This is a genomic window from Deltaproteobacteria bacterium (assembly GCA_020848905.1).
Taxonomy (GTDB): Bacteria; Myxococcota_A; Polyangia.
Genome location: JADLHG010000020.1, coordinates 1 through 15,517, shown reverse-complemented (window position 1 = coordinate 15,517; position 15,517 = coordinate 1). Strand labels below are relative to the sequence as shown.

13 protein-coding genes are annotated in these 15,517 nt (G+C 72.4%); 3 read left to right on the top strand and 10 right to left on the bottom strand.

Translation table 11 applies throughout. The annotated features are described in order from the left end of the window. Positions 1–17: 17 nt before the first annotated feature. Positions 18–662 carry a hypothetical protein gene (locus IT371_09535; protein ID MCC6747887.1) on the bottom strand — a complete coding sequence of 215 codons (645 nt, stop codon included), beginning with the start codon at positions 660–662 and terminating at the stop codon, positions 18–20. Positions 663–748: 86 nt separating this feature from the next. Here IT371_09535 and IT371_09530 point away from each other — a divergent pair, with 86 nt between their 5' ends. Then, positions 749–2,344 carry a phosphodiester glycosidase family protein gene (locus IT371_09530; GenBank protein MCC6747886.1) on the top strand — a complete coding sequence of 532 codons (1,596 nt, stop codon included), beginning with the start codon at positions 749–751 and terminating at the stop codon, positions 2,342–2,344. Here the strand turns inward: IT371_09530 and IT371_09525 are convergent. From IT371_09525 to IT371_09485, 9 genes are all read right to left on the bottom strand, one after another. Next, positions 2,321–4,213, bottom strand: coding sequence for a hypothetical protein (locus tag IT371_09525; protein MCC6747885.1), 1,893 nt, complete (start codon positions 4,211–4,213; stop codon positions 2,321–2,323). The two genes, IT371_09530 and IT371_09525, sit on opposite strands and share 24 nt — an antisense overlap. 428 nt (positions 4,214–4,641) lie before the next feature. Then, positions 4,642–6,066 (bottom strand): hypothetical protein, encoded by a 1,425-nt coding sequence (locus IT371_09520; protein ID MCC6747884.1) that lies wholly within the window; start codon positions 6,064–6,066, stop codon positions 4,642–4,644. Beyond that, positions 6,063–7,292: a prohibitin family protein gene (locus tag IT371_09515; GenBank protein ID MCC6747883.1), complete on the bottom strand. Its 1,230-nt coding sequence runs from the start codon at positions 7,290–7,292 to the stop codon at positions 6,063–6,065. The genes IT371_09520 and IT371_09515 overlap by 4 nt, the downstream gene beginning before the upstream one ends. Before the next feature lie 149 nt (positions 7,293–7,441). Then, a complete protein-coding gene (locus IT371_09510) occupies positions 7,442–8,275 on the bottom strand; it encodes a hypothetical protein (GenBank protein ID MCC6747882.1) in 834 nt (277 codons plus the stop codon). Positions 8,276–8,582: 307 nt separating this feature from the next. Beyond that, a complete protein-coding gene (locus tag IT371_09505; GenBank protein ID MCC6747881.1) occupies positions 8,583–9,206 on the bottom strand; it encodes a hypothetical protein in 624 nt (207 codons plus the stop codon). Beyond that, positions 9,203–9,973: an outer membrane protein assembly factor BamD gene (gene bamD / locus IT371_09500; GenBank protein MCC6747880.1), complete on the bottom strand. Its 771-nt coding sequence runs from the start codon at positions 9,971–9,973 to the stop codon at positions 9,203–9,205. The genes IT371_09505 and bamD overlap by 4 nt, the downstream gene beginning before the upstream one ends. Then, a complete protein-coding gene (locus IT371_09495) occupies positions 9,966–10,505 on the bottom strand; it encodes an RNA polymerase sigma factor (protein MCC6747879.1) in 540 nt (179 codons plus the stop codon). The genes bamD and IT371_09495 overlap by 8 nt, the downstream gene beginning before the upstream one ends. 92 nt (positions 10,506–10,597) lie before the next feature. Next, positions 10,598–11,551 carry a hypothetical protein gene (locus IT371_09490; GenBank protein MCC6747878.1) on the bottom strand — a complete coding sequence of 318 codons (954 nt, stop codon included), beginning with the start codon at positions 11,549–11,551 and terminating at the stop codon, positions 10,598–10,600. After that, positions 11,548–12,273 carry a hypothetical protein gene (locus IT371_09485; GenBank protein ID MCC6747877.1) on the bottom strand — a complete coding sequence of 242 codons (726 nt, stop codon included), beginning with the start codon at positions 12,271–12,273 and terminating at the stop codon, positions 11,548–11,550. The genes IT371_09490 and IT371_09485 overlap by 4 nt, the downstream gene beginning before the upstream one ends. 152 nt (positions 12,274–12,425) lie before the next feature. Here IT371_09485 and IT371_09480 point away from each other — a divergent pair, with 152 nt between their 5' ends. Both IT371_09480 and IT371_09475 read left to right on the top strand, forming a co-directional pair. Further along, positions 12,426–12,899 (top strand): hypothetical protein, encoded by a 474-nt coding sequence (locus tag IT371_09480; GenBank protein MCC6747876.1) that lies wholly within the window; start codon positions 12,426–12,428, stop codon positions 12,897–12,899. After that, positions 12,896–15,517, top strand: a complete 2,622-nt coding sequence (locus IT371_09475) for a diguanylate cyclase (protein MCC6747875.1) — start codon at positions 12,896–12,898, stop codon at positions 15,515–15,517. The genes IT371_09480 and IT371_09475 overlap by 4 nt, the downstream gene beginning before the upstream one ends.

Here is a 15,517-nt window from a genome sequence, read left to right as displayed (position 1 = left end):
GGCGCGCGAGCCCCGCGCTACTCCGTAATGCGCTGATGCCGGACGGGGTGGGTCTTGCTCGGCGCGGGGCGCTCGTTCTTGCGCTCGCCCTCTAGCGGCACCCACTTCTTGTTGCGCGTGCTCCAGACCTCCTGCTGGATCTCGGACTTGGCCGGCGCGGCCTTGAAGTCGCCCCTGTTGCGCGTCACGGCCTCCTTCGCCTTGCGGTCGATGTCCTGCGCGAGCTCGCGCGGCAGCCGCGCGCTGCCGAGCCGGAAGCTGTGCTCGGCGGTGGGGCTCGCGCGGTGCGAGTCGATGCAGAAGACCTGCAGCTTGAGCCGCAGGGTCTGCTTCGGCCGCAGCTTCAGCTCGCTGCCCGAGTGCGCCTTCTGCTGCGCGTCCTGCCACTCGAACGGACCCGCGGCCCCGAGTCGCTGCGGCGCCTTGTCGGGGTCCCCCTCGGGGACGAAGTAGAGGCCGCGTGCCACGAAGGTCTGCGACTGGTCGGTCGGGTTCTGCACCTCGACGGCGAGCTCCCCGTTCGTACCGCCGCTGTAGCGCAGCACGCGCAGCTTGAGCGGGGTCGCCTGCCCCTCGAGGGCGGGCAAGGCCTTGAAGGAACTGGCCTCCGCCGCAACCGGAGCCAGGGCGAAGGCAAGAGCGAGACACGCGGCGCGTTTCATGGGACGTATCCTCCGTTGGCAGGTGAAACGCACGAGAGGCGGGTCCGGTCTCAGGACTCCCGCCTCTCGCCTCGAAAGGAACCGGGATGAGCCAGGACCCTCCAGCGCCGCAGTGCGGCACGAACCGGGCGGCGCGCGCCGGGACCGCCCGGGCGGAGCGGGCGCCGCGAAACGCCCTCGCCTTCCTCCGCGTGGTGGGCTTTCTCGCCGCGTCGCTCGTCGCCTTCCCGAGCTTCGCGCAGTGGTCCAAGGTGGGGGTGGGGATCGAGTACCGCGCCTTCCGCGTCAACGGCGAGAACGACGCCTTCGTCACGCGCCTCGACCGCAAGGAGTCGCGCGCCATCCTGGACACGGCGATCGCCAAGGACTCGCTCGCCAGCGGCCGCGAGACGGTCTCCAGCATGGCCGCGCGCACGAACGGCACGGTCGGGTACTGGGGGGAGTCCGACGCCAAGCCCTACACGGTGGTCGCGGCGATCAACGGGGACTTCTTCGACCTGACCACGGGCGTGCCGGAGAGCGGCCAGATCGTCGGCGGCTGGTACGCCAAGCGCTTCAACGACGTCACCGCCTACTCGGGCTTCGTCTGGAAGCTCGACCGCACCGTCTTCCTCGGGGAGTGCGTCAAGCACGACAAGAACAAGCAGCTCGTGCGGTACGGCGCGACGGGCCCGACCCAGCCGCTCGCCGGCCTGAACCGCGCGCGCAAGGACAACGAGCTCGTGGTCTACACCCGGCACTGGGCCACCACGACGGGCACCGCCGCCACCGGCTCCGAGGTGCGCGTCCGTCTGGACCGGCCGGCCCTCATCGTGCCGTCGCCGAACGGCGTGAGCGGCAAGGTGCTCGAGGTGCGCCGGAACCAGGGGAACACCCCGCTCGGGCCGAACGAGGTCGTCCTCTCCGCCTCGGGCAACGCCGCCACCACGCTGCTGGCCCAGGCCACCGTCGGACAGACGGTCCAGCTCTCGCAGGAGGTCAGCGCCTTCGACCCGAGCTGCAAGCAAGCGGGCGGGGTCGACTGGAGCAAGGCCTACGCCAGCCTGGGAGGCAACTGGATCTTTCTCAAGGGCGGCGTCGTGCAGGACCTCTCGGCCAAGCAAGGGGCCGTGATCGTGAACCCGCGCACCGCCATCGCCTACAACGCCGACTACGTCTTCTTCGTGGTGGTGGATGGCCGCTCGGCGCGCAGCAAGGGCATGAACATGGCCGAGCTCGGTGCGTTCTGCAAAGACGAGCTCCAGGCGACGGACGGCATCAACCAGGACGGCGGCGGCTCGAGCACGCTGTGGGTGAACGGGACCGTCAAGAACGTGCCGTCGGACGGCGCGGAGCGGCCGGTGGCGAACGCGATCATGATGATCACCGTGCCGGGCGCCGCGGGGACTCCCGATGGGGGACCTACCGCTGACCTGAGCGCACCCGTCGGAGATGCCTATATCGATGGATCGCCTCGACCCACCGACGGCGGCTCAAGCAGCGGAGGGGGCGACCACGTGACGGGCGAGGCGGGGGCTGGCTCCCCTGCCTCCGGTGGAGGCTGCGGGTGCGACGCGACGACGCCCGGAGGCCCTCTCTACCCGGAGGCGCGGCTCGTCCCCGCCCTCCTGGCCCTGCTCCTCGGCGCGGCGCTTCGCGGCGCGGGGAAGCGGCGCGGCTCACGGAATGGAGATCGTCGGTAGGCCGTCTCGGCGGAAGCTGTCGGCGAAGCGCAGGGCCACGTCGTGCACCCACTCGGTAGGGTTATCCACCGGCACGGGCGCGGAGAGGGCCCGGATCGGCGGAAAGCCGTAGGCGAAGGCGTGCTCTCCCTTGAAGCCGACGTACATGGTGTGGGTCGCAGGGGCGACGTTCAGCACCCCCACCGTGGCGCCGTTCAGGTTGGCCTTGAGGGGGGGCTTCACGGTGGGCAGGGTCACGTAGCGTAGCGGCATGGTGCGGCCGAGGACCTCGACCACCGGCGCCCCGACGGCGCTCGCGAGGAGCTCGCCGGCCTGGTTCGGCAGGATCTCGTCGGAATAGGCCTGAAAGAGGAGCACCGACTTCGGCGCCCCGACCGGCGCGCGGGCGATGCGCCGCACGTACACCACCGGATCGCCCGGCTCGAGCGCCGCCTGCAGGAGGTTCAGCGAGCGCTGCGCCGCCGCGGGGACCAGATCCGGGCGACCGAGCTCGATCCGGGCATCGAAGGTCCCGCGCAGGAGCAGCTCGAGGAGCGACGAGAAGAAGGGAGAGTTGCTGAAGATGGGGAGGAAGAGGCCCGCCCCACCGACGGAGAGGACGGCGGCCTCGAGGTCGGGGTCCACGGCGGTGAGCATCGAGCCCAGGATCGAGCCGAAGGACTCGCTGGTGTAGACCACGCGGCGCCCGTCGAGCTCGAGCCCCTTCAGCGACGCGTCGGCCGCGGCCACGGCCGAGAGGTCCCCGAGCTTGGCCAGCCGCACGAGCTGCCCGAGCTCCACCACCGCCTGGCGGAAGTTGTCCTGCACGTAGCGGCCGTCGAAGGCGCCGATCCCGGCCGCCTCGTCCCCCTTGATGGTGAAGAAGACGGTCAGCGCGCCGAGCGGGTCCAGGTCCGCGAGACCGTCGGGCCCCTCCGCACCGCTCAGGTTGTGCAGGAGGTCCGTCGCGCCCGAGGCCCGGTCGCTATGCCAGAGGGCGTCCGCGCCGATCGTCGCGTAGCCGGCGCGCGCGTAGTCGTTCGCCACGACGGCGGCCTGGACGCGCCCGGAATTGAGGCCGTGCTGGTAGATGAGGAGCGGCACCTTCTCGGTGCTACCGGGGGGGCGCCTCGGAATCGTGAGCAGAAACGGAATCACCGTCGTGCCGTTCTGCTTCGCCGCGCCGGTCGCGTCGTAGACGATGCGTCCGAGCTGCGTCGTGGAGCGCGAGAGGTACCAGGGCGCCTCGAAGGTCCCGAGGACCACCGCGGCGATCGCCTCGTGCACGACGCCCTTCGGGTCGCCGAGGCCCGAGCGCGCGGTGCTCGGAGTGCCGAAGAAGTCGTCCAGCTCGGCCCCCTTGATGACGCGCGTGACACGAGCCTTCGGCAGCGGGGTCGCGCCGAGCTGCTGGCGCAGGGCGACGAGGCGCGCGCTCGGCGTACCGACCGTGAAGACCGTCGCGGCGCCGACGTGCGACAGGTCGAGACCGAGCGCCTGCGCGCGAGCCCGCAGCGGCGCGTAGACCGCCGCGTAGGGGCCCTGACCCGCGAGCGCCTGCGCCATCGCCGACGAGGGTTCGAGCCAGGTCTCGTCCACGACCCCGGCGTAGCGGTGCCCCTCCTCGAGCACGAGGTCGGCGGGCATCACGCCCACGAGCTCCCGGGTCTCCGCCCGATAGTGCAGGGGAAGCTCCCGCGGGCTCGCGGGGGCCTCGCTCGTCAGGTCGTAGAGGCGCACCGCGCCCGACTGCGGGCCGGACGCGAGGGTCCCCGCCCCGTCGGTGGAGAAGAAGATCGAGGTGCGGACCGGCGCGCCGTCCAGCTCGCCGAGCGCCGCCGAGAGCCGCTCCAGCGCCGCCGGGCTCCCCTTGAAGGGCAGCGGTTCCACCCGCAGCCGGCCCGAGACGAGGAAGAGGTCCGACGGCCACGGGCTATCCCCGGGCTGCCCCCCGAGCAGCGCCCGCGCGCGCGCGGGACCCGGGGTCGGCGGCGTCGGTGGACTCGTCGTGGCCGAACAGCCCCCGAGTGTAAGAAGGAGAACCCACGGAAAGAGGCCTCGCACCGCAAACAGCCCTCGTGCGAGCCGGAGATCGTCGTCGCGCTGGCGAGCGTGCATGAGCTGCGCGCTACGTTAACGCAGGGTCCGTCGCTTGCACAGTCCGCCGCAAGGCCCGCTCAGGGCGGTCGAGATCTCGGACATGGGGGTATGGAGGGGGGCGGCGTCCGCCAGGGCCCGCGTCACGAGCGCCCTAGGCCCTCCCCAGGCTCTTCCATTTCCGAGAACGCGATCGCCCTGAAGGCCCGCTTGCCCGCCGCTCACCGGAGCGCCAGGGTCTGGCCGCGCCACTCGGGGCTGAACCAGCGGCGGAAGGTCGGCACGCGGCGAAGCATCGCCCCCTGCTCCTTGACCGCCAACGTGGCCACCTCGAGCACCTCGAAGCGCCGCTCCCACCTCCGGCCGGCCACCACCTCGCGCGCCAGGAGGAGCCGCCCACCGTCGGGGGAAAAGCCCGCCAGCTCCACGTACCCGAGGCGCGGCTCGGTCGTCGCGGGGACCACCACGTCCACCTGGAAGCCCTTCTCGCCCCGCTGAAAGACCCAGAGCTCGAGCCAGCCGGCGAGCGGTTGCACGGCCAGGACCAACCGCTCGCCGCGCGGAGCCACCCGCGCCGAGGCCGCGTGCACGAGCCCGTGCGTGCAGCGTTCGACGAGCGGAGCGGCCGCCTTCGCGTTCGTCCGACCGCGCGCGTAGAGCCTGACGCAGGTCTCGCCGGGACCCCGCGGCTCGAGCCGCAGCGCGAGCCCACGCCCCGGTCGCGACGCCCTGGCCCCGCGCAGGTAGCGGCTCGTGCCCACCTGCACCCGGGTCTCCTCGTACGCGAAGAGATCCGCCTCGGCGAGCTCGCGGCGATCCACGCGCAAGAGCGAGGCGAGCGCCGCCTCAGCCCGTTTGGCTCCTGCCGCGCGATCGCCCGCGCGGGCCAGCTCGAAGGCCAGCTCCGCGGCCACGCGCGCGCTCCGCAATCGCAGCCGGTTACCGAGGTAGGCCGGCAGCGCGAGCGGGTCCACCTTATCGAGGAGCGCGGCCGACCATTCGAGGACCGTGCGCCGTTCGCGCGGCCCGAGCTCGGGGTGCACGCACGCGGGGTCGGTCACCGCGAGCGCCGCCCGCGCCTTCAGCTCGGGCGGGGCCTTGAAGGCCAGGACCCGCCGGAAGGCCTCGCCGTCGTAGCAGGTGCGCGTGCGACCGTCGCTCTCGAAGCTCGCGAGACGCACGCCGTAGCTCCGCGCCACGTCGAGGTGCGCGCCGAGCGAGTCCTGCCCGCGTTTCGTGCGCTCCGCCGACGCCCGGTACGCGAGCCGCTGGGCGAAGGTGCCGAGCGCCGAGAAGACCTCCGCGTCGAGCGCGCTCCGCGGCGCTACCTTGAGGTAGAGCGCGACGTAGCCGATCCCGAGCGCCTCGCCCCCCGCTTGCTCCCTGAGGAACTCGATCACCGCCCGCAGCCTCGGCGCGGCAGCCTCGGTCGCCTCGTAGGCCCTGACCAAGCGGCGGTGCACGTACCCCGGACGCTCGTGCCGGTGGTCGTAGACCTGCAAATAGTCGCGCCGCGCGCCGCGCACCTCCAGCCAGTCGCCGGGCCAGAGCGTCGCCTGGCGCGGGGCCCGCTCCTCGGCGGCGGCGAGGAGCGGAGTCTGATCCTGCGCGACGAGCGCCACCGTGAGCACCGCGAGCCACGTCATTTGTCACCCCTCGCCGCGGTGCGCGTGGAGGGGAGGCCGAGCAGGTCGTTGCCGAAGAAGTCCTTGCTCGGCGGCGCGATGATCACCTGGATCTTGTCCGACAGCTTGTCGGCCAGGGTCTTCTGGATGAGCAGCGGGTTCTTGGCGATGAGCACCCCGTCGCGGGCGAGCTGCGCCGACTGCGCCTTGCCCGTCACGTCCAGGCGATACGCCTCGGCGTCGGCCAGCCGGCGGCGCGAGTCGGCCTCGCCCCGCGATTCGATGCGCCGCGCCTCGGCGTCCGCTTCGGCCTGTTTGAGCCGCGTGACCTTCGAGGCCTCCGCCTCGAGGCGCCGCTGCTCGATCTCCTTCTGCTTGAGCGGCAGCACGTGCTTCATCGCCTCGGCCCGCGCGCGCGCGGCGATGATCTGCTCCTGCCCGGCGGCCTCCGCGGCCTTCTCGCGCTTGAGCTTCTCCCCGAGCGCCTCGATCTCCGTCTGCTTGAGCTGCTTCTGCTTCAGCTCGAGCGTGTAGCGCATCTTCTCGGCGCGCAGCCCCTCGCCGAGGAGCCCCTCGAGCCCGCGACGGTACTCGGCCGGCAGGTCCACGTTGCCGAGGAATACGTCCTTCACCGTCACGCCGTCCTTGCCGAGCAGCGCCGTCAGCTCGCCGCGCACGTGGCGCTCGATCTCGGCCCGCTTGCCGGAGAAGATTTCGCGCACGGTGTGACGCGCGAAGGTGCGGTGCAGCACGCCGTCGATCACCGGCCGGATGAGCTGCGTGCTCACGTCCTCGGGGAGGGCGCGCGCGACCCGTTCCACGCGCTCGGGGTCGAGGGCGTAGCGCACGGTCACCTCCACGCCGACCGACAGCCCCTCCACCGACTGGAAGGGGGAGCGCCCCTTCGACCGCGCGCTCCCGGCGGGCTGGTAGATCTGGTCGCGCAGCGGGTAGCGGCGGAGCTGGTGCACGCCGGGGAGTACGAGCGCCCAGCCTTCGTGGAGCTGCGAGACCCCCCCGGTCACGCGGTTCACGCGCAGGCCTACCTCCCCCGGCTCGATGGTGCGCACCGGCCGGCTCAGGGTCACGGCCACGCCGAGCCCGACCAGCGCGAGGAGCCCGAGGACCATGCGCCCTCGCCGGCTGCTCATGGTCTCGATGATCCCGAGGAGCACCGCCGAGGCCGCGGCCCGGCAGAGGTACCCCGTCCGTTTGAAGGCTCCGCCCAGGACTCGAAGAACGCGCATGCTCACCCTCCCGCGTGGTGTGCTGTCGGGAGAGCAGCTTTCGTGCCGAGAGCCGGGCACGCGATCTACGCCGGGATAGCTTGGGTGCGTGGGCGGTTACCCACAGCGATGCGTCCGCTTTGCCACGCGGAGGGCCGGTGCGCCCGACGCTACTTCACGCACTTCACCAGGGCTTTGCCCGTCCCGAGGTCGTGGCAGACGCAGCCCGCCGCGAGCGTGATGCACCCGCAGCTCGAACACCCCGTGGGGAGCGGCTCGCAGACGTAGCTGGAGCAGACGCAGACCGGCCCGCCGCCGTTCTTCTGACAGCTCGTCGGCTTGCAGTTCGTCGCGCACTTGCCGTTCGCGTCGGGGGCAGGGCCGGTGCAACCCGCCGCCAGGCCCACGCTGCAGTACTCGGTGCCCGCCGTGCACTTGGCCGTCGCGCCGCAGGCGAAGCTGTAACCCGTCCCTCCCCCTCCGTCGGGCTTCGGCGGAACCGGCGCCCCGCTATCCCGCGACGCCGCGGGAACACCGCCGTCGGCAGCGGGGTGCGAGGCTGCGGCATCCTGGCCGCTGCCACCGCCTCCACCGCCACCGCCCGCACCCGGGCACTTGTCGTGGTAGAGGCTGCAGGCCTTCTGCTGGCAGGTCTCGTCGGCACAGCTCGAGTGGCTGCCTTCGCAGGCCGTCTTGAGCTTCGCGCACACGTCCACCTCTGTCGGGGCCGGCTTGGTTCCGCCGCCCGCACCGCCTTCGTACTGGCTCGCGCAGAAGGCCTCCTTGGCCGCGCACCCCTTGCCCAGGTCGGCGCAGACCTGGTCCAGCTCTTTGCAGGCCTTCTCCAGCGACGCGGTGGCGGCCGTGGCCGAAAAGAGCGCCATGTCCTCCGCCGGCACCTGGGCGCTGGCCGTCGCGGCCTGGCCCGCGGGAGTCGTCGGGCCCTGACACGCGGCGAGCACGAGACCGAGGCCCGCACCGAGACAGGTAAGATAACGCTTCATCCGCTCCTCCTCCGGGTAAGGGGTGATGTTCCCTGACTGTCGGGTAGGAGTGGGGCGAGACGGGCGAGGCGATCACCGCTCTCTACAGGTGGGCGAAAGCTCCACGTCGGCGCGCGCGGGCTCCGGACCCGGGAGCGCGACCGCCCCGCTAGGGGGTGTCCCTAGTTCCTGGACCGAGCCAGGCCGAGCGAGGAGGCTCGGCCACGAGGAGAGAGGAGGGAAGCTACTGTTGGTAACTGACCGACGAACGACAAAGTGGACGAGCCCCGCAGCCGGTCTGGCGACGGGAGGGAATTAGGGACACCCCCTAGGGCGTGCATTTCACGAGGAGGGCGCCCGCGGCGACGGGCGTGCAAGAGCAGCCGGTCCCGAGGGGCAGGCAGGCGCAGCCCGTGCACCCGGTGGGGAGCGTCTCGCAGCGATAGGTCGAGCAGTGGCACTCGGAGACCGGGCTTCCCGGACAGCTCACCGGCTTGCAGTTCGCGGGGCAGGTGCCGCCGTCCGGCATGGGAGTGCCGCCGCAGCTTCCCGGCACCAGCGAGCGGCAGTACTCGCTGGCCATATTGCACTGGAGCAGGTCGCCGCACTTGAAGAGCTTGCCCGGAGCCGCGTCGTGCTGCGCCCCGTCTCGCGCGCCCGCATCGTGCTGCCCCGCGAGGTCGTGCGACCCGGTGCCATCGCGCCGCCCCCCGCTGTCGCGAACCGGCGCCTGTCCGTCGGAGGTCGGCGGAGCCCCGTCGCGCCGCACCTGCTCCGCGTGCGCCCCGTCGGAGAGCCCGAGGTCCCCGGTCGCCACGGCGCCGTCCCGGCCCCCGAGCGTCACGTCCGAGCGGCTGCACGCCCCGAGCGCCAGCGCGAAACCGATGCCCGCCAGCACGAAGGCCCCGCCCGAGCGCTCGACCCCGGCCCAGCGTCGCCCAGGACGTCTCATGGTGCGCGACTCCCCGGGCCGCCGCCGGGCCCGCCGTCCGCCTCGAGGATCGTCCTCACCTGGGCCGCCTTGGGGCTCGCCGGGTAGCGCGCGAGAAAGCGCCTCGCCTCGGCCCGCGCGGTCGCGAGCTCGCGCAGCCGGAGGAGCGTCTCGATGATCCGCAGGTCTACCTCGTGGACGAGCGACCCCTGTGGCCAGCGCTGCCGCATGCCGCGGAAGCTCGCCAGGGCCGCACGGTCGTCCCGCCGCTGGAGCGCTTGCGCCGCTCGATACGCCGCGACCTCCAGCGAGAGCGCCGACGGCTCGGGGGCCGGCTTCGGCGCCGCAGCGTCGGGCGGGGAGGGTTGCGCGCGTTTCGCCACCACGCGCCGTCGCTTCGCCGAACGCTCGGCCGGACGTTCGACCGCGGCCTCGGGCACCGGCTGCGTCTCGAGCTCCGTCACCGGCGCGCTCGCCGGGACCTCGGGCTGCTTCACCGGCTCGACCGTCGCTTTCGCCTTCGCCTCCGAGACGCTGCGCCGCGCCTCTTCCACCTGCCGCACCATGGGCGGTCGCTCGGGCGGCTGGCGCAACGTGCGCACCACCATCACCGCGGCTGCAGAGGCCGGGATGAGGAGCAGCGCGTAGCCGATCTTGCGGCGACGCCGACGACGACGCAGGCCGTCCTCGACGGCGCGTCGGACCCGCTGCTGCGCACCGACGGGTGGCTCGACCTCGCGCAGCGTGCGCGAGAGCGCCTCGAGCTCGGGGGAGCGCCGCTCATCCATGGCTCGGCTCCGCGTCGAACTCCGCGCGCCAGAGCGCGTGGAACTGCTCGCGCGCCAGCCGCTTGCGCGAGCGCACCGTGTTCACCGGAATCCCGAGGAGCTCGGCCACCTCGGAGAGCTCGAGCTCCTCGATCTCGAGGAGCACGAGCACCTCGCGGAGCTTCGGGCTCATGCGCGCGAGCACCGCCTGCACCTGCTTTTGCGCCTGCGCCGCGCTCGAGCGCTCTTCCGGAGTGGACGGGTTCTCCGAGGTGGCCTGCGCCGCCGCGGGGACGAGCCACTGCTTCACCCGCCGCACCACCTTCCAGCGGCGATGATCGGCCACGACGCGCACCGTGATGGCGCGCAGCCAGGCCTTCGGATGCGTCACGACCTGCTCGGGGTCCTTGCGCAGCTTGTCGTGGACCACCAGAAAGACCCGCTGGGCCAGATCCTCGGCGTCGGCAGCGTTCACTCCCAGGCTGTAGCTCAGACGATAGACGTAGGCAAAGTGCGCGTCGTAAAGCTCGCGCCAGGTGCGATGGTCGTCCATTACACCGTACAGCGGTAGGCCATAGGGGGCCTCGTATGTAAGCGAGATCTCGAACACCTCACTCCTGAAGTGGAGCGTCCAGGCGCCCGGGATCACCATTTTCTCCCGACCTCGAGACCGAGACTCCCGAGGAAGAGCAGCCGGGGCGAGCGACCGACCTCGCCCTCCGGCGTAACAAGGTAGCGATCTCCGACGGGAAAGACAAACAGCCCGAGGTCTAGACGCAGCGCGAAGGCGGCCCCGAGCCGCACGCCGCCCCCGACTGTCCCCCCGAGGAGCGCCTGGGCTCGCCAGCGCATCGGCTGGCCGGGTAGGTCCTTCGCCGACACCTGAAAGAGGCCTACCCCCGCACCGAGCGCCGGCTCGAAAAACAGGCGACCCCCGCCGAGCCGCGCGGTGAGCTCGCCTCGCACGAGGAGCGGTCGGAGGTCGAGACGATCGCGCTGCGCCGTCTGCTCGCTCGGGTGCGCGAGGATCACCGCCACCCGCAGCCCGAGCGGCAGAGCCCACGGCTGGAGCGTCACTCCGAGCGCGCCAGCCGGGGCGAGGGAGCCGGGCTCGATCCCGACGAGCAGGCCCCCGCCGAGGGCTACGCCGACGTAACGGCGTCGCACGGGAGGCGTCGCCGGCGGAGGACGCACGGGAGGCGGCGAAGGTGGCGCGCGCGGAGGCCGCCGCGGGTCCAGGCGCGGGGGGAGCGCGAGCTGCAGGAAGTGCGCCTCGAGGATGATCGCCACCGCGTCCGAGAGAGCCGCGCAGTCCGCGCCGGGGAGCGTGCGCTCGAGGGCCCCCTCTCCCGACGGACCACGGAGCGCGAGGACGAGCTGTGCGGCACGCCGTTCCACGCGCAAGGTCCAGAGCTCGGTCCCTCGCGAGCGCAGCCGGAACCCCTCGTCCAGGCGCCGTCGGAGCGCCACCGCGCTCGGACAGCGCGTCCGGTGATCGAGGCGCAAGGCCGGCTCGGGGGTCGCCGCGGAAGCAGCGTCGCAGCGGAGCGCCCCGAGCGACGCCAGCACCGCGAGCCGCGAAGCGCGCCGAAGGTTCACGGACAGCTCTGCGCGGCGCCGCAGTCGGAGCAGCTCGCGCACCATTCGTCCCGATAGGTGTTGCCGTTGCCGTCGCACTTCAGCCAGCACGCGACGCAAAGGGGCCTAGGTCCCGCCGGGCAAGGGTGATTCTGCGAGAAGCAGGTGCTGCCGCTCGGACGAACGTACTGGCCGGCCATCGAGCAGCCGGTCCAGTTGCAGCTCCCGTCGCAGCTCCTCTGCCCGCAGCCGTTCGCACAGCCCTGCGTGTCCACGCCCGGGCGGCAGGGCTGGTTCTTGCACCCGCCCCAGGCGCAGCCGCTCCCGCACTCCTCGTCGCCGCGATTGCAGTTGCCGCACTTGCGGGTCGCCTTCGGCGTGCACACCGTCGGCGGAACGACGCAGTTCCCCCAGACCCCGCCGCGACCGCAGGTCTGCTCGCCGAGCTGGCACGGTCCGCAGCGGAGCTTGGCCCCCTGCGCGCAGCCGGCGTCGGCCACCGGCCGCGTGTCCGCCGGACGGCCGTCTCGTGCCCCGTCGCGACCCCCTCCGTCGCTCGACCGCGCGTCGCGCGTCGCCGCGTCGGCCCCCCCGTCGCCCGAGGCCCCGCGGTCGCCCGAGACTGCGCTATCGCGGAAGCCGAAGCCGTCCTCTACCGGCACCCCGCCCTCGCGCGCGAGCCCCGAGCCGCTCCCCGGGCACCCTGCCCCGAGCAGCACGATCAATGCGCCGACCCGTCGCATACCAAGAGTGTAGTGGCCCTCGGCGGCACGCTCCAAACGAAAGGCGCGCGGCGGGCCCGCGGGCCTCTGCAATGGCCGTACGGCGCCCTTGACAGCCTGGGCACCCGCATGGTGCGCTCCCGTGAATTCGTGGATCTTTGCGAGGGGGAACGATGAGCAGTCTCAGGGTCACCCGGGAGCAGCGTGCGGACGGATCAACCTTCTTGATCGTGGCCGGCGCGATCGACGAACGCGCCGACCTCGAGCGTCTCTTCTCCAACCTCGACGGCCGGGTGGTGATGAACCTGAAGGGGATCGAGCGGCTCAACTCGCTCGGCATCCATCGCTGGGTCCCGCTCATGGACGAGCTCACCGGGCGCGCGAAGGTCGAGCTCGAGGCGCTCTCGGTGCCGCTCGTGACGCAGGCCACGGTGGTCGCGAACCTGCTCGGCACGGCGCGCCTCACGTCCTGCATGGCGCCCTACTTCTGCCCCCTGTGCCAGGATGGACGGATGATCCTCGTCACCGTCGAGGACCTGCGCGCGGCGGGCGGCACGTCGCCGCACAAGAGCTGTCCCGAGTGCAACGGCCCGATGGAGCTCGACGAGCTCGACAGCTACCTCACCCTCCTCAGGAGCGAGCTGTGACCGAGCACCCGGTAGCGGCGGCGCGGAAGGTGGTGGTTCTGGACGAGCCGGCGCACACGGGTCGCCGACTGGCCGAGACGGTGCGCGGGGCCGGGCTCGCGGCCGAGGACGTTCCGACCCTCGAGGCGATCCCCGAGGCGCTGCGGGGGGCGCGCGCGCGCGTCGCCGTGCTGGCGCTCGAGGCGCTCGAGCCCTCCCCCGAGGCCAAGCTGCGCAAGCTGCGCGAGCAGAGCGCGGGGGTGCGCCTCATCGTCGTCTACTCCGACGAGGCGCCGCGCCTCGCGCTGGCCCAGCGGCTCTGGATGGTGGGACTCCTCGATTACCTCGTCCCCCGGTCGCTGGCGCCGCACGAGCTCACGCCCGTCCTCCGCCAGGCGCAGGCCGACGCACTCATCGAAGAGGCCACGCACGGGCCCGCGAACGACGAGCCGCTCACCCCGCTCGGGTACCGCCTCAGGCTCCTGCAGCAGCTCGCCGCCGCCTTCGCCACGCAGTGGAACGTGGAGGGGCTTTTGCGCGAGCTGCACATGAAGCTCCCGCAGCTGCTCGACTACAACATGCTCGAGGTGCTGCTCCTCGAGAGGCCGCGCGCCCGCATCCACGTGCAGCAGACGCGCCCCGCCGTGCACGAAGCGATCTGGCAGCTCGCCGAGCGGACCTGCGCCGCGCTCGACCCGTTCGTCGAGCATCCGCTGCGACCCGAGCAGATGGAGCTCGTGGCGGGCTCGCCGCCGCCGGACGCGGAGGCCGACCCCGTGGCGAACGACGACGGGGCGGTGCTGACCCTGCCCATGGTGGTGCGCGGCGAGGTGGTCGGCTGCCTCGGGCTCCAGACCGCGCCGGGAGTTGCCGTGGGGCCCGAGGAGCGCAGCGTGCTCCAGCTCGTGGCGCACCAGCTCGCCACCTCGATCACGCACGCCCAGTCGCTCCGCGCGGCGGAGAGAGCCTCGCTCATCGACGAGCTCACGGGGGCCCACAACCGGCGGTTCATGCGGCGCACGCTCGAGACCGAGTGGCGGCGCGCCAAGCGCTACAAGGCGCAGCTCACCGTCGCGATGGTGGACCTGGATCGTTTCAAGCAGCTCAACGACGAGTTCGGCCACCTGGTGGGCGACGAGGTCCTCCGCACCCTCGCCTCCCTGATGCGGCAGCACCTGCGCGACACCGATCATCTGGTGCGCTACGGGGGCGACGAGTTCCTGCTCCTCCTGCCCGAGACGGGGCCGAGCGAAGGGGCGCTGGTGCTCGAGCGGCTGCGACTGGTCCTCGCGCGGCAGCCGCTCCGCATCGGCGGCGGCGCGCGTCCGCTGCTGCTGGCCTTCAGCGCGGGGGTGGCCTCGTTTCCGTCGAGCAGCGTGGCGACGGTCGAGGAGCTGGTCGAGCTCGCCGACCGCGCGCTCCTGGCCGCCAAGCGCAGCGGTCGCGGGCGCACCTGTCTCGCCTCGGGCCAGGGCTTCACCGAACCGAGCGGGGTGCTCGAGCTGGCCGACCTGGAAGGGGGAAAGCGCCGCTTTCCGCGCGTGCCCGCCGAGATCAAGGTGCGCTACGTCGAGCTGCCCGACTTCCAGGCGCACGTCGTGCCGGCCGAGGCGACGGACATCAGCCCGGGAGGGATCGCCGTACGCGACCCGGAGCGACGCCTGCAGCAGGACGGCTACGCGCTCGTCTACCTGGAGGAGGACGAGAAGCCGCTCCTCTCGCAGGTGGTCTGGTCGAGCGAGACGCCGACGGGAGAGCCGAGCGCGGGGCTGCGCTTTCTCAAGCGCGAGGAGCTCGGCCCCGGGGCGCAGGGCGTGGGGCTGCACCCGGCTCTCGTCGTGGCGCAGGACGGCGTTCCGCACGAACGGCTCTTCCACGTGCTGCGCGCGGCGGGGTACGCACCGCAACGGCTCGACGACCAGACGGAGCTCTTGCTCCCGCTCGGGGTCTACGACTACCCGCTCCTGCTCGCCGGCCCGTCGGACCTGCGCGGCTGGGTCGGGGCGCGGCTACGCGAGGTTCCCGCAGTCCTTGGCACTCAGCAGCGCATCATCGTCTTGAACGGCCTCACCGGCGACGCGCAGCCCCGCGAGGACGACGACCCCGGGGTCACCTCCGAGGACCGCCTCTGGATCACGCTGAGCAAGCTCGTGGTCGGCCAGTACTTCGGCCTGAAGAAGTACCTGCAGCTCGGGGCCGAACCGACGCTGTGGGCCGTGGGAGACGCCCGTCAGCGCACCGCCGCGCTGGATCAGCTTCGCGCGGTGACCGAGCAGGCCCGCTGCACGCCGCATCTCGTGGAGGCGATCGTCGCCGGGCTCGAGGAGCTCACGGCGAGCGCGATCCGTCCCCCTTCCACGCACCCCGATCGCCCGACGCGACCGGTGCTCCTCGAGTGCGGCAGCGATGGGGAGCTGCTTGCCATCGCGCTCGTGGACGAGCACGGCCAGCTCAGCGCCGAGGTGATCTACGACGCGCTCGGCCTCGCGCTCCTCCCCAACGAGGAGAAACGCGCGGGCGCCGCCCCGTGGGCCGCCTTCCGCAGCCTGGTCCAGTCGCTCGACCAGCTCGCCGTGAACATCGAGCCCGGCTCCTGCACCGAGCTGGTGGGGATCTTGAACCTGCAGCGCGGGCGGTAG